Source organism: Laceyella sacchari (assembly GCF_024927925.1).
GTDB lineage: Bacteria > Bacillota > Bacilli > Thermoactinomycetales > Thermoactinomycetaceae > Laceyella > Laceyella sacchari.
Window position 1 is genome coordinate 2,710,021 of the sequence record NZ_CP103866.1, and the last position, 14,373, is coordinate 2,724,393.

A 14,373-nucleotide genomic window follows, 5' to 3' on the forward strand; every position below is an offset into this window, starting at 1 on the left:
TCTCCACTCCCTCAACGAAAAAAGGGCCGCATCCTACCCCATGGATGCAACCCTCTCACACGCTTCTATTTCCCTCGTTTCAACCGATCGCGTTCTCGCACCAGCTCCTGAAAACGCCGTTCCAGCTCAGCTCGCTCCGCCTCTGGTAACGGGAAACCGAGTCGCCCCAGCACTTCCGCCAATGCCGTTTCAACCCGCAACAAGGACTCAGCCGACTGTTGGGGCTGAGAGGCGACTGTTCGGGTCAAGCTTCGCTCATACTCCGCAAACGTTCCCTGGAAATAAACGGCGCGCTGATCTTCAATGATAATCAAGCGGTCAGCCACCTCCCGGAGCAAATGACGGTCATGCGAAGCGAACAGCAACGTTCCCGGATAACTTTTAAGCACCCGTTCCAACTCCTCGCGCGCAAACAGATCCAAGAAATTGGTCGGTTCATCCAACACCAACACATTGGACTCGCTCAAAAACACTTTGGCCAGCGCCGCCTTCACCCGCTCGCCGCCGCTGAGCACGCTCACCGGCTTGTGCACCTCCTCACGGCGAAACAACAGCCGAGCAAGTACCGTGCGGATCATGGTCTCATCATACCGGCTGGATATCCGCACATTCTCCAAAATCGATTTTCTTTCATCCAACACATTGAGTTGTTGCTGGAAAAAACCGATTTTCGCCGCCGAGGCCCAGGCAACCCCAGGCGCGCGGGAAACCAGCAACTGAAGCAATGTCGATTTGCCCGCACCATTGGCACCAATCACGCCCACCTTCGCTCCCGTCGGAATCGCACACCGCAACGGTGCAAACAGGCCTGGTTTGCCGACTTGCTCCAGTCGCAACACCACCTTGCTTCCGATGGGATGGTGATGGCTGGCATCAAATTGCACATGCGGCAACTCGCGCGGCTTTTCTTTCTCTTCCAAGCGGGCCAACCGCGATTCGAGCGCTTTCGCGCGTCCCGCCACTTTTCCCTGCTTCGTCCCTCGATAATCTTTTCCCATACGTGCTTCGGACACGCTCATCCCCTTCGGCGGCTTCATCATCCTCCGCGACCGTTCTTTCACTTCACGAATCGCCGCTTGCAACCGTTTTTTCTCGGCCACGTACTGATTATACTCCGCTTGGGCAAAGGCGCGACGCCGTTCCTTTTCTTCGCGGTAAAAGGAGTAGTTGCCCGGATACAGTGTGCACACTCCCTGTTCAATCTCCAGAATCTTACCGCAAACCGCATCCAACAGCGCCCGGTCATGTGAGATCAGCAGGACGGCACGGTCTGTCGACCGCAACTCTTTCTCCAGCCACTTGACCCCGGCCAAATCGAGGTGAGAAGTCGGCTCATCCGCTAACAAAAGCGAGGCTTGCTTTGAAAAGGCCCGTTTAATCTGCTCGCGCACCTGTTCACCCCCGCTCAGCGGCATTTCGCTGTCGCTGACCAGTTGTTTGATCCAGGCCACCGAACCGTGCCGCACAATCCGTCCTTCGTCGGCGGGCTCTTCCCCGGCCAATGTGCGCAAAAGCGTCGTTTTGCCAGCGCCGTTCAAACCGACGATGCCGATTTTTTCACCGGCTTGTACCTTCAATTCATCCAATGAGAATAACAACCGCTCACCCAACCACTTATTCACATTTGCCGCTTCTAGCAAAAACAAAAAAAATCCTCCCTTCGTTCTCAGAGAGGATTCATGCCATATCCGTTTAACGGCATACACGAAAAGCCCATCACTTGACAGGTATAAACCAGCCAAGCAACGCGCCAGTGATGCTCGTGCAATAACGAAAAATGGACAGACGAATCCCGCTCCGAAAACACTGAGTAATTGATTCCTCAATGATTGGTTTCGATTAGCGAGATACATTGTCCATTGTTCGCATACCGTTCCTTTCCTTCAATTTGTCATTTATTATAACCCTCCCAAACGCACTCGGTCAACGAACTGCAAGACGATCGGGCAAAAGGCAAACCTTACCGAAGCAAAAACGGTAAAAAACAATGCGCCCAGGAGTTTCAAGGCTAAAGCGTCAACCGCAACACCTTGAGAGACCCATCTTCGCGCTCAACTTGAAAGCTGAGCCGCTCGTATAAGCCGAGCACCGGGTTATCCTTATGCACGGCAACCGAAAGTGCCTGAAAGCCCTCCATGCGGGCTTGATTAACCAACCGGGTAATCAGGTAGCGCCCAATCCCTTGATTGCGATACTCTGGCGAAACAGCCGCAATCAGCTCTGGCGTCTTCTCATCAAGAAAAGCGAGCCCCGGGCGGTCTTGTGTGAATTGGCGGAACCATACTGCACCAATCGGCTTTTTTTCTTTCTTTAATAAAACGATAAAGCCGATATCCACCCGTTTTCCCCAATCTGCGAGATAATGATCCATCATTTGTTCACGTTCGTTTCCATAAAACTCCATCGCCAACTCCAAGAATTCCTTTAACACAGGTGCATCAGCAGGTTTAATCGTGCGAAAAACGAGTTCCATGTCATGTTCATCCCTTTCATGTCATTGCACCAAACCACTAGAATATTAAATGATTTTATTCGACTTTTATATAGATTAACCCTGCTAAACATTTATAAAATGTAGAAAAATACCCAATCATCAATTTCAATGCACCTGTCTTTGCATCCGCTGCCCTAAGGGCTCTTCTCCGGAATTCACTAAAAGGCGTGCGACAACCAGTGTGACGGCGATCGCAGCCAGCAATCGGATCAACAACAGGTAAATGACCGGAATTCCAAGTGGGACAAAAATCAAGGTATCCTCAACGACCGCATGACAAGCGGCCAAAAAAATCATAATCAATGTCATATCACGCTTGGAAAAATTGCGCTCTTCCGCCTCTTGAATGATAAGACCCGCCCCCAGAAACAAGCCAGCAAACAACCCCGTGGCCATCGCAATCGCTCCATGCCCGGAAATCGACAAAGGTTTGAGCAGCGGCATAATCCACTGCGCCACCCGATCCAGAAAACCGACATCCTTGAGGGCCTGCAAAACGACCATCAACGGCAGCACAATCACCACCAGTTGCAATACACCTTCGGCCGATGCGTAGAGGGCCGTCAGCAAGATATCCACCCAGCCGTCGGCACGGGCATGCTCAACTGGCGCCAACACTCCTTGTGTGATCGGTTCTCCGCCACCGGCCCACGTCCAGTTGATGATCAAGGCCGAGACCACTGCCAGTCCCATCCGCACAGTGATCACGGCCCATGTCGCCACACCCACCCGGCGACAAACCGCCGATTCGATAAACATGTTGTGTGAGAAGCTAAGCATGACCGCCAAGATAAACGCTTGCTTCACCGTCAAGTCAACCGCCTGCATAGCCCCTAATGCGGCATAAAGATTTAACACATTGCCCAACACCAGCGGAATCGCCGCTTCCCCACTCAATCCAAACACAGACATAAAGGGAGCAATGCGTTCCGTCACCCATTCCAACACGGGCGTCTGCTTAGCCACCTGAATGACAATTGCAATGGGAAGAACGATTTTGCTCAACTCCCACGATGTTTTAAGGCCAGCGCGCATCCCCTTCTTCCAATCCACGCTACGGTTCATCTTCTCCCACCCGCTCTTTCTGTTTTGCTATTCATTTATGTCTGCACCAATTCACACACGGCTTCCACATGCGCTGTCTGTGGAAACATATCAAACGGTTCAATCCCTGCAACCCGATACCCGCTCTTCAACAACTGCGCACAATCTTTGGCCAACGTCGCTGGATTGCAAGAAACATATACCAAGCGCGGCACCTTTGTCCGCATCAGAGCCTGCAACAGAGGCTGTCCCAATCCGGTCCGCGGCGGATCTACCACGATAACATCTGGCCGCAACCCTTCTTTGATCCACTTGGGCAAAAGCGTTTCTGCCGCACCCACGTAATATTCGGCATGGGCGATACCATTCAACTTGGCGTTCTCCTTGGCATCGGCAACAGCTTCAGGTACTGTATCCATGCCGATGACACGCTTCGCTCCAGACGCCAACCACAAGCCGATGGTTCCTGCTCCGCAATAGGCGTCAATCACAGTTTCTGTCCCTGTCAGGCGAGCTGCTCGTTTGACCGCGTCATACAGCCGGACGGTCTGGACGGGATTGAGCTGAAAGAAGGCCCGGGCAGATAACGCAAACGTCAACTCTCCCAATCGCTCAATCAGCTTCTCATTCCCCCACAACAGCCGGGACTCTTCTCCAAATACAAGCGAAGTTTTATCTGGATTGTAGTTCAGCACTACGCTTTTCACTTGAGGTAGCCTTCGGGTCACTTCACGCACAAAAGCTTCTTCTTCGGGAAATGATTTTGTCCGGGTGACCAACACCAACTGGATTTCTTCCGTGGCGAAAGCAATCCGCCCCACCAAATGCCTGAGTGTGCCGCGATGTTTCCGCTCATCATAGATATCCACCCCCAACTCCTCCACCAGTCGCTTGGCTTTATAAAGGGCTTCGTTCAGCTTAGGGTGTTGCACCATGCATGCACTCGCATCAACCAATTGGTGAGAAGCGGCGGAAAACATGCCCATAGAGACTTGACCGCCCACGCGCCGTAAAGGAAATTGCGCCTTGTTGCGATACGACCACGGTTCATCCATGGTGACAGTCTCGCCGATCGGCACATCTCGCAAACCAGCGTACCTGGCGAAACTCTCGGCAACCAACTCCCGCTTCAAGCGCTTCTGCATCCGGCGGTCAATGTGCTGCAATTGGCACCCACCGCACTCCCGATACACCGGACACGGCGGTTCCACCCGATAAGCTGATTTTTTCTTCACTTTCAGCAATTGGGCTTTGGCAAATTTGGGTTCCACTTGTACCACACGGGCAACCACGATTTCACCCGGTACAGCGCCTTCCACAAAAACGACTTGCTTTTGGTAGTGGCCTATACCCTCGCCATTGATGCCGATGCGGCGGATGGGAAGCTGGATCACCTCTCCCCGCTTCAAGCGAATCTGTTTTGCTTGCTTGGTTGACTTGTTCATCTGCCGTTTTCCTTTCCTTAATAAATGCGCTTATCCTATTGTACCCGAAACAATTTGAAAACGCAGGTCTGACGGGCAGGTGATTCCAAAAAAAGACGGCCATTGGTGGCCGCCGGAATAAAGAAAAAACCAAAAGCTTTAAACAGCAGGAGCCTTCTGCCTGTTCACTGGCCGCCCGCCGCTTTAGCCAACGGCACTGCCTTGGAGCTCCATGGAACCCCTCCGCCCACAACGGGACGGTTTGCATGCCAAGTCACTGCCAAGCTCCGCTCACGCAACAAACAATCCGCTTGCCCTTGCTTCCATCCGTTGGCGATCAACGCTAACCACGTTGTTTCTCCCTCTTGCGTCGCCTTCCATGCCTGTACCGGTAGACCTGCCCGCTCCAGGTGCCCGACCACTTGGGCAGCCGATGCTTGCACGGACGGATAAGACAAGAGATGAAAGCGTGAACCATCTCCATCCGCACTCTCCAATAACAATGCGCGGGGAGCCGCTTTGCCGGCGGTCTGTCCCGCCAACCGCCACAAGTTGCACAAATCCTCCACCACAGCGCTGGCAGTCGGCTTCTCACCCGCCCCCTGGCCGATCAGCGTAAGGTCCTGAACAAAGTCTCCCTCTACATGCACAGCATTGTACACATCGTTCACATTGGACAAGGGATGGGACAACGGCAACAAGGTAGGGGATACCGAGCAGGACACTGGGCCGTTTTCACCGTATTGTTCAGCGGAAGCAAGCAATTTAACCGCAAAGCCAAGCTGATCGGCCAACTCCAATTCGATCGGGGAGATCTGTGTGATGCCCACCCGCTGAATCTGATCGACAGGCACATGCACATCAAAAGCGAGGCGCGAGAGAATCGACAGTTTATGAGCAGCATCGATTCCCTCAACATCTGCCGTCGGGTCCGCTTCAGCATATCCCTTTTGCTGCGCTTCTATCAATATGTCCTCATACGTACGACCTTCGTCCTTCATTTTGGTTAGAATGAAGTTGGTTGTACCATTTAATATGCCAGAAACTTTGCATATGCGATTGGCCTTCAGGAAATGGGAAACCGTGCCGATAATCGGAATTCCACCGCCCACACTGGCTTCATAAGCCAACTTCACACCAAACTGCTTTGCCCATGCGCGCAATTCTTCCCCATGGCGGGCCAACAATTCCTTGTTGGCGGACACAACGTGACAACCGTTTTCCATTGCCCGCCGCAAATAATCACGGGTCGGTTCGACGCCTCCCATCACTTCGATAACTACATCTACCTCGCGGGCCAGCACTTCGTCAAAACAGTTGGTCAACAACGATTGCGTTCCTTCCACTTGGCGTTCTTTGTTGATATCGCGCACCAAGATGGCCTCCACCGTTACCCACATGCCCGTGCGCCGGGCGATCACGTCTTGGTTGCTTTGAATCATCTTCCACACGCCGGTGCCTACCGTACCCAAGCCCAACAGTGCCACTCGCACCTGTTCCATCCCAATCCCTCCAAATGATTGTGTTTGAATATAGAAAAAACCCTCTTCTAGATAAGAAGAGGGTTTTTGCACACGACGAAACCATTCTTCTTATCTCTCAGTGCAACATGGGCACTGCAGGATTTGGCACCTTCCGGTAAGGATATACCGAGGTTGCCGGGCTTCATCGGGCCAGTCCCTCCGCCACTCTGGATAAGAAAGTCGTACAACCGATATCGTTTTTCCAATATTTTAATTTATTATGGGCTAACCGAGGATACTTGTCAATTATTAAAAAGAAAATGTCATTCCACAATCGTGTTGCGCAACAATCCCAAGCGGTCGATCTCCAATTCTACCACATCTCCTGGTTGGAGATAAGGGTGGACTTCCTCACCCAACTCCAACAAGCAACCTGTGCCCACCGTGCCTGATCCGATCACGTCTCCTGGTACCAATTCACACTCAGCAGACGCCCGTTCAATCATTTGCGCGAAGGTCCAATGCAACTCTTTGGTATTCCCTTTGGATAGCTCACGGCCATTAACACGCGCGCGCATCGTAAGCGACCAGTGCTCTCCATCGCGACAATCTTCCAATTCATCTGTCGTCACCAACCAGGGGCCAAGCGAAGTAGCGAAGTCTTTCCCTTTCGCCGGCCCAAGCCCGACCGCCACCTCTTGCAGTTGGGCGTCGCGAGCACTCCAATCATTCATAATCATGAAGCCTGCGATATGGGCAAGAGCCTCTTCGCGCTTGATGTTCTTACCCCTTTTGCCGATGACACAGGCAATCTCCAATTCATAGTCCAGCTGATTGGTGTACGCCGGTTTTTTCACAGGCGCTTCCGGGCCAATCACTGCTTGATGGTTGGAAAAATAAAAAACGGGGATTTCATACCACTGCGGTACCATGTCCAATCCCCGCTTTTGGCGGCATGTCCGCACATGTTCTTCAAAGGCGTAGAAATCGCGCAGGCTACTCGGTGTCGCAATCGGCGCAAATAAATCCACTTCGGCCAGAGCCAATGCCACCGGTTCCCCTTCCACTTGCAAGCGCAACCAATCTCTCTGCCCCAATGCTTGATCCAGTTGTTGCAGAAAGTCGCGTTCCTGTTCACCCCGTTGCAAATACGTAAGCATGTCGGTGGCGAGACGGTAAGGAAAGACGAGGTTTTGCTCCAACTCCATGCACTGCTGTGCCAGCCCGACATCGATCACATGCCCGTCCCGCACCCAGCCCAAACGGGCCAGCATCCCATCTTGTGATTGAATATTGAGTTCATCCACTTTAACCATATAAGTAACCAACTTCATCCACTTTCCCTCCCCTCCTTTTTACAATATTCCAACTTTGAATCGTTTAGCAAGCGGCGAAATGATTCATCCTACGGCGCATAAAAAAACAGACTTCATTACAAAGTCTGTAAAATGGGAGCTTTGGCATTGCATGTCTCTTTGACGATTCTCTGACACGCGTCTGATGACATCAGTACCTCAAACCGTTCGCGCATCCGCCCCAATTGCAACGGTGAATCGAGCAGTTTGGAGACTTGCAGGCGAATGGTTGACGGACGCGTAATCATGGCGACGCGATGATGCAAGAGATATTGCTGATTAGCTTCTTCCTGACCCGGGAAAGCTTCAAACAACAGCATCGGCAACTGTTTAGCAATAGCCTCGGTGATGGTCACCCCACCCGGCTTGGTGATCAAAAGGTCGGCGGCGGACATCCATAAGGGTACATCGGTGCGATACCCCTCAATCCGTATGTGCGGTGCAACAAACTGTTGAGTCAGCCGCTCAAACAACCCCCGATTCTTCCCTGTCAGCACCACCAACTGCAAATGGTCCAACTCTTGCAATTCGCCCACAACTTGTTCCAACGGTCCCAGGCCAGTGCCTCCGCCCATGACGAGCACCACCGGGCGCACGGGGGACAACCCCAACCGGCGGCACGCCTCTTGCTTGGATACATGCTCATAAAATGTGGGATTGACCGGAATGCCGGTCTCAATCAATGACAACCCGGTTTGCCACTGTATCCGCTCAAACTGATGCCAATTAGGCAATTTTTTGGGCACGCACAACACATGGGGCACGCGAGCGAGCCAAATGGGATGCAACTCATAATCCGTCACCACCCCAACCGTCGGGATCTCTTCGTAGATGTCCGGACACATGAGCAATCCGAAAGGATGGGTGGTCACAATTTTGGTTGGCTCCGTCACGCGAATCAGCTGATTCAACCTTTTGCGAATGGACCAGCCCATCTTTTCAATCACTTCACTAGAAACGTACCGAATGACTTTGTTATGGTGAGTCCAATCATATAAATAATAGTATAAGGTCGGAAACTTACTTAGCATGCCGTGGTATCCGGACTGCAACAGGGGATGAAAACTGTTTGGAATGAGTTGCAGCAGATCAACGACTTCCGCGGTGACGTTCGGTTGTTTATTAAACTCGCACGCCAACGCTTTGGCGGCGGAGTTGTGGCCTGTCCCAAATCCCATTGTAAGCAAGAGTATGCGTTCGATGGCACTCCCCTCCTTAACCCGTCTTCCCCATTATAGCGCGCTCATTTAGCGCATATATATGAATCTGTTGATTTCTATACTAATCTTAACTAACCGTTCATACCGATTTGCCCTCATTTTCGGTTGTGAGCCAACGAGGCCTCAGCCATGCGCACCAGTTCTTTCACCATGCTTCCTCCGATGACTCCGCCGATCTTGCCGGCGTCTTCAGCCTTCAGCTCTCCGTTCCCCCGCTCCTCAAACGGAATGCCTAATTGCTTGGCTACTTCCATACTTACGTCATCTGGGCTTGCGATATGCTTGCCCAACGCCTTGCCCATCACATTCTTCTTAAGCATATCCATTCCCTGTCTGGCTGCGGGATGGAGCAACCGGTTTTTTCTTTTGCGCGCCATCACATCCCCTCCTTGTTGGATAGTCTGCGACAACACTTCAGCAAATATAAGGGGTGAACTTTTTTTATTCTACACTTTTTGTTTACACGGCGCAAAAGCGCACACTCCGCCCCGGCATGCCCCGCCAGAGCAAAAAAAGCGCAACCCCATAACGGGTTGCGCTTCCCGATTATCCGCGCGCGGCGAGATAACGTTTGTTTACTTCTTCCCAGTTGACCACATTCCAGAAAGCCTCGATGTAAGCCGGGCGCTTGTTTTGGTATTTGAGGTAGTAAGCGTGCTCCCATACGTCCAGGCCTAAGATTGGTGTAGCCCCTTCCATCAGCGGGCTGTCTTGGTTAGGGGTGCTGGTCACAGCCAACTTGCCGTCTTTCACAACCAACCAAGCCCAACCGCTACCGAAGCGCTTGGTCGCCGCATCGGTGAATTGTTTCTTGAAGCTGTCGAAATCGCCAAATGTATCTTTGATCGCTTGAGCCACTTCGCCAGTTGGTTCACCGCCGCCATTTGGGCTCAAGATTTCCCAGAACAGGCTGTGGTTAGCGTGGCCACCACCATTGTTACGAACAGCGGTGCGCACGTTCTCTGGCAGTGCATCCAGGTTGGCAATCAACGCTTCTACGGAAGTAGCGCTCACTTCCACTCCTTCCAGAGCGGCGTTCAAGTTGTTCACATATGTGGCATGATGGCGGTCATGGTGAATTTCCATGGTTTGCGCGTCAATATGCGGCTCCAAAGCATCAAAAGCGTAAGGCAATGCGGGCAATTCGAATTTCGCCATTCCAGAACCCTCCTATGTAATATGTCCACACTCCTATTCCCCAAGATGGGGAGAAGAGCTGCTATCATGATTGCGTCTCAATTTTTATTATGCAAAAAATCGGTGATGTTAGTCAACGAACTCACCCAAAAACTTATTTTTCTTAAGTGAACACCTTCATCAATTCAGTCACATCGTCCAGAATGTAATCCGCCCTCAGCTGCTCAAACTTAGCCCGCGCCGCCTTCCCAGTCAAACCTGTCAAAGTGGCCGCAAAAGCGCAACCCATTTTTCTGGCTGCCAAAAAGTCGGCGACGGAATCCCCCACGATCAAGATCTCAGCACCCTCTGCCAGCGGCAAAGCGCAATCGAGACACGCTTCTATGGAGGACGACGCCCCCAAGAGAGCCTTAATATACGTATATGGTTCGGGTTTGCCGAGCGGCGCCTTTTCAGGATAGGCTTCCTCTGCAGCGATCACGTCTGATGCCGTGGCGATGTGCGACTTATCGAACAATCCGAATAGCCCCAGCTGTTTTAGCGGCACTGCCGTTTCTTCAAAGGTGCGCCCGGTTCCGATGCCCACGGCAATCCCTTTCTCTTTGAGCAGCTTGAGCATCTCCCCCATCCGTTCAGGGGCGACAATGGGAATTTCCTGTTGCAAAAAGCCTACTTTTCCGGGCATGCGCACATCGACACCTTCGCTTTTTCGGTACAATTCATCCCCCAGATACCACTCCTGATAAACGGAGTAACAGCATTCCCACAAGGCGCTGTTTCGTGAAAACTGCTTCACTTCTACGTCAAACCAATCAGAGGCTAACGTGTTGAAATAGGTGAGCAAAGCCATCTTGTCCAACTGCTCTTGCCCTGCAAAAAGATCCGGGAACCGGGTGAACTCTGGTGCGAATCCATTCTTATCTTTTCCTGCCCACTGCTGGATTCCGGCAAGCGCTTCCTCCGTGATCGGCTGGCTGACAAAATCCTTCACTTCCGTCGGATGCGTTGGATACAGATGTTTCAACAACAAAAGCAGTTGGCCCGCAAAAGCGAGATATACCATGTCCCAATTGGAATTAAGCCCCCGCGTCTTCATCCAATCCAAAACCCGATTGCGGTCGAACACCCGGTCCCGGATCAGCCGAATGGCAGATTCTTCCGGTTGAACATCATGCTCCGCTTGCGGCAACGCAAGGAAGTGGGGGGCATGCAACAATTCCCACACTGACAGAGCCGAAGCATCAAAACACCGCTCTTCACTCAAAAACACACCATCCACATCAAACAAAACCGTCTTATACACAGCAAAACCCTCCCCCAAAGTGATGGCATTCGCTTTTGCCTTGCCGTTTGTTATGAGATTGATGTTACCATTAACCCGCCGCCGACTTCTAGCCTTTATCGCATTAATTCTTTATTAAAATGATGTCACTCGCCATCAATCCCCTACCCACCGGCACAATGCAGACATCCCAATCTGGCAGGTAGAAGGCAAGTTAATGATCTTACGATTATTTTTAAATATTTTTGATTATATAGTCTTCACAGGGAATTTGACATGAAGTATGATCGAAATAGAGGCATTTGTCAAATTTTGCCCGTCGCCAAAGGCTTTTTACTTAAAGGGAGGGGGACATATTGTTCCATAGAAAGATACTTTTGAACATGGGCTTGATTGCCATCATCGCCTTAATGGCCACATTGATCATTCCACAACACAGCTTCGCGGCTTCAACTGACTACAAAATCGAAATTAACAAAAAAACGAACAAACTCTACTTATACAAAAATGACAAAGTGAGCAAGGTGTACCCCGTGGCAACTGGGCGAACCAGCCAACTCACACCTGAAGGCACTTGGCCCGTAGTAGTCAAAATCAACAAGCCAGGCTGGAAAAACATTCCTGGCGGCCATCCCGACAATCCGCTCGGGGAGCGTTGGAATGGCATCAGCGTCCGCGGCGACAACGGCCGCACCTATGGCATTCACGGGACAAACAATCCTCAATCCATTGGCAAACATGCCTCCAGCGGTTGCGTCCGGATGCACAACAAAGACGTGATTGAATTGTATAACACCATTTATGAAGGAACTCCGGTTTGGATTCACTCCGGAACCAGCAACAACCAATGGCGTGGGGACAGCCGCGTCGGACTCAAACCCAAATCAGGGACAGCCACGATCACGGGTAGCAATGTCAACGCCCGTACAGGCCCATCAACCGGTTCCTTCGTCATTCAAACCCTGGCAAAAGGCACCCGCTTGACGGTCACCGGCATTTCCGGCGATTGGTATCAAGTGAAATTGCCCAATGGGCGCCTCGCATTTGTGTACAGTCCCTATGTAAAGTATGAGGCCAAGGGGAGCGACCAATCCCCGACATCCGGCATCCAACCGGCTACCGGGCAAGTGACGGTGACGGCTTCGGTCGCCAATGTCCGTTCCGCTCCAAGCCTGTCCGCTTCCATTGTCACCAAAGCGAAAAAAGGTACCAAATTTACTTTGACTGGAGCTAGCAAGGAATGGTTCCGCATCAAATTGGCTAATGGCAACACCGCATATCTGCACTACACGGTGGCCACCCGAAGCACAGCCTCCACTTCCACCGTAAAAGTGAGTGTCAATCTCGCCAATATCCGCGCCACGCCTTCTACTACCGGCAAGGTACTGCAACGCGTGGCCAAGGGCACGACACTGACCAAGACAGGCATGTCGGGAGAGTGGGTACAAATCCGGCTGAAAAGCGGAAGCACGGCATACATCCATCGTTCTTGTGTTTCCTGAAAGTGCATATCCGCGACGGTCTTTCATGGCGCTTACGGGCGCCATATTTTGTTAATCAATAATTCATATTTTAGCTAAAATATACTCCCCCGTTCGCTTCCTTTTCCTTGTATAGTAAAAAAGACAAGCCTGCAAATGGCTTGTCCTCATGAACACATGAAGGGGAAGCCGTCTGTTCGCATTTAGAAAAGAGAGCAAATCACAAATACATTGAAAAACATAAACAAAGAGAGGTGAAACCCACCTGCTCGTCATCTGGCCCGCAGGTGGGAAGAGTTACGGGTAGACATCTGAAATGGTTCGTCCCCACACTTGTTACCATCGCCGTCGTGTTCGGGTTCTACTACACGACGTCTGGGGCCGCACCCAATTACCAAGTAGAGATCGACAAAACCAACAATAAGTTGCATTTGTATAAAGACGGTGAATTGAAAAAAACCTATCCGGTCGCTACCGGGCGGACGGAAGAACTCACACCTGAAGGCACATTCACCATGGTCGTGAAGATCAACAAACCGGGTTGGAAAAACATTCCTGGCGGCGACCCAAACAATCCCCTTGGGGAAAAATGGATGGGTCTGAGCGTCAACGGCGACAATGGCCGCACTTACGGCATTCACGGCACCAACAAGCCTGAGTCTATCGGCACGCACGCTTCCAGTGGTTGTGTGCGCATGAAAAAAGAAGACTTGATTGAATTGTACAATACCATCCCTGAAGGAACGCCGGTATGGATTCACAAAGGCGCTTCCAACGGCAAATGGTCAGGCGACCCCTCGTTCGCTGTACAACCAACTGAAGGGAAAGTGAAAGTCACCGTCAATTTGGCCAATGTACGTACCGGTCCATCGATTGGTGCCTTTATCATCCAACAGGAGAAAACAGGTATCGTCTTGGAATTGACCGGCTTCGTCAAAGATTGGTACCAGGTAAAACTGGAAAACGGGAAGATTGGTTTCATCCACAACTCGACCGTTACCAAAGTTTCCGGTCAACCAAGCGACACACCAACTTCCTCGTTTGTCTCCAAAAGCGGAACCGTGGTCACCACTGAAAACGTGGTCAACATTCGTTCCAACCCTTCACTGAGTGCACCGATCGTGCAAAAAGTGAAACAAGGAACCAAAATCGCGCTGACCGGTGAGAACAAAGATTGGTTCCGGGTTCAACTGACAACAGGCTACACAGCGTATGTCCATAAATCGGTCGCCAAAATCTCCGCAACAGCACCGGTGCAAAAGCAAATGGTGACCGTAACGGTGAACTTGGCCAACATTCGCAACGCCCCTTCACAAAAAGCAACCATTATCATGCGAGTGGCCAAAGGCACCAAACTGGAACGCACAGGCACAAACGGCGAATGGTTTATTGTGAAGTTAAAAGACGGACGCACTGGATTTATTCACAATTCCGTCGCCAAATAACTGTTCCCCTTCATATAACAAAGGAGCC

12 protein-coding genes and 1 riboswitch are annotated in these 14,373 nt (G+C 51.4%); of the genes, 2 read left to right on the forward strand and 10 right to left on the reverse strand.

Translation table 11 applies throughout. The features are described 5' to 3' along the window. Window positions 1-65 precede the first annotated feature (65 nt). The 10 genes from abc-f to NYR52_RS13300 form a co-directional block, all read right to left on the reverse strand. Window positions 66-1,646 carry a ribosomal protection-like ABC-F family protein gene (gene abc-f / locus NYR52_RS13255; RefSeq protein WP_259435797.1) on the reverse strand — a complete coding sequence of 527 codons (1,581 nt, stop codon included), beginning with the start codon at window positions 1,644-1,646 and terminating at the stop codon, window positions 66-68. A gap of 362 nt (window positions 1,647-2,008) precedes the next feature. After that, complete coding sequence (locus tag NYR52_RS13260; RefSeq protein ID WP_106341636.1) at window positions 2,009-2,473, reverse strand: GNAT family N-acetyltransferase; 465 nt, start codon at window positions 2,471-2,473, stop codon at window positions 2,009-2,011. A 126-nt stretch (window positions 2,474-2,599) separates the two neighbouring features. Next, window positions 2,600-3,559, reverse strand: a complete 960-nt coding sequence (locus NYR52_RS13265) for a nucleoside recognition domain-containing protein (RefSeq protein ID WP_259435798.1) — start codon at window positions 3,557-3,559, stop codon at window positions 2,600-2,602. A 35-nt stretch (window positions 3,560-3,594) separates the two neighbouring features. Further along, window positions 3,595-4,983 carry a 23S rRNA (uracil(1939)-C(5))-methyltransferase RlmD gene (gene rlmD, locus NYR52_RS13270; RefSeq protein WP_259435799.1) on the reverse strand — a complete coding sequence of 463 codons (1,389 nt, stop codon included), beginning with the start codon at window positions 4,981-4,983 and terminating at the stop codon, window positions 3,595-3,597. Window positions 4,984-5,147: 164 nt separating this feature from the next. Continuing rightward, the gene (locus tag NYR52_RS13275) at window positions 5,148-6,464 is read right to left on the reverse strand and encodes a homoserine dehydrogenase (protein WP_259435800.1); all 1,317 of its coding nucleotides are present in this window, start codon (window positions 6,462-6,464) and stop codon (window positions 5,148-5,150) included. Between the two features lie 87 nt (window positions 6,465-6,551). Then, window positions 6,552-6,663: riboswitch (SAM riboswitch) on the reverse strand. A gap of 85 nt (window positions 6,664-6,748) precedes the next feature. Next, window positions 6,749-7,759 (reverse strand): fumarylacetoacetate hydrolase family protein, encoded by a 1,011-nt coding sequence (locus NYR52_RS13280; protein WP_246026950.1) that lies wholly within the window; start codon window positions 7,757-7,759, stop codon window positions 6,749-6,751. Window positions 7,760-7,857: 98 nt separating this feature from the next. Then, window positions 7,858-8,958, reverse strand: a complete 1,101-nt coding sequence (locus NYR52_RS13285; RefSeq protein ID WP_132222928.1) for an MGDG synthase family glycosyltransferase — start codon at window positions 8,956-8,958, stop codon at window positions 7,858-7,860. 137 nt (window positions 8,959-9,095) lie between these two features. Next, entirely contained in the window at window positions 9,096-9,377 is a 282-nt protein-coding gene (locus NYR52_RS13290; RefSeq protein WP_259435801.1) for an alpha/beta-type small acid-soluble spore protein, read from the reverse strand. A gap of 169 nt (window positions 9,378-9,546) precedes the next feature. Continuing rightward, complete coding sequence (locus NYR52_RS13295) at window positions 9,547-10,158, reverse strand: superoxide dismutase (RefSeq protein ID WP_022736931.1); 612 nt, start codon at window positions 10,156-10,158, stop codon at window positions 9,547-9,549. A gap of 142 nt (window positions 10,159-10,300) precedes the next feature. Beyond that, window positions 10,301-11,440 (reverse strand): HAD family hydrolase, encoded by a 1,140-nt coding sequence (locus NYR52_RS13300; RefSeq protein WP_259435802.1) that lies wholly within the window; start codon window positions 11,438-11,440, stop codon window positions 10,301-10,303. A gap of 335 nt (window positions 11,441-11,775) precedes the next feature. Between NYR52_RS13300 and NYR52_RS13305 the strand changes: the two genes are divergently transcribed. Together NYR52_RS13305 and NYR52_RS13310 are read left to right on the forward strand one after the other, a co-directional pair. Further along, complete coding sequence (locus tag NYR52_RS13305) at window positions 11,776-12,921, forward strand: SH3 domain-containing protein (RefSeq protein WP_259435803.1); 1,146 nt, start codon at window positions 11,776-11,778, stop codon at window positions 12,919-12,921. Window positions 12,922-13,187: 266 nt separating this feature from the next. Next, on the forward strand, window positions 13,188-14,345 hold the full coding sequence (locus NYR52_RS13310; protein ID WP_259435804.1) for an SH3 domain-containing protein: 1,158 nt from the start codon (window positions 13,188-13,190) through the stop codon (window positions 14,343-14,345). The last annotated feature ends 28 nt before the right edge of the window (window positions 14,346-14,373 follow it).

Excerpts from the sequence above, each read along its gene's own strand:
- NYR52_RS13265 (WP_259435798.1), bottom strand. The coding sequence starts at position 3,559 with ATGAACCGTAGCGTGGATTGGAAGAAGGGGATGCGCGCTGGCCTTAAA.
- NYR52_RS13285 (WP_132222928.1), bottom strand. The coding sequence starts at position 8,958 with ATGGGATTTGGGACAGGCCACAACTCCGCCGCCAAAGCGTTGGCGTGC.
- NYR52_RS13295 (WP_022736931.1), bottom strand. The coding sequence starts at position 10,158 with ATGGCGAAATTCGAATTGCCCGCATTGCCTTACGCTTTTGATGCTTTG.
- NYR52_RS13260 (WP_106341636.1), bottom strand. The coding sequence starts at position 2,473 with ATGGAACTCGTTTTTCGCACGATTAAACCTGCTGATGCACCTGTGTTA.
- NYR52_RS13280 (WP_246026950.1), bottom strand. The coding sequence starts at position 7,759 with ATGAAGTTGGTTACTTATATGGTTAAAGTGGATGAACTCAATATTCAA.
- NYR52_RS13290 (WP_259435801.1), bottom strand. The coding sequence starts at position 9,377 with ATGGCGCGCAAAAGAAAAAACCGGTTGCTCCATCCCGCAGCCAGACAG.
- rlmD (WP_259435799.1), bottom strand. The coding sequence starts at position 4,983 with ATGAACAAGTCAACCAAGCAAGCAAAACAGATTCGCTTGAAGCGGGGA.
- NYR52_RS13275 (WP_259435800.1), bottom strand. The coding sequence starts at position 6,464 with ATGGAACAGGTGCGAGTGGCACTGTTGGGCTTGGGTACGGTAGGCACC.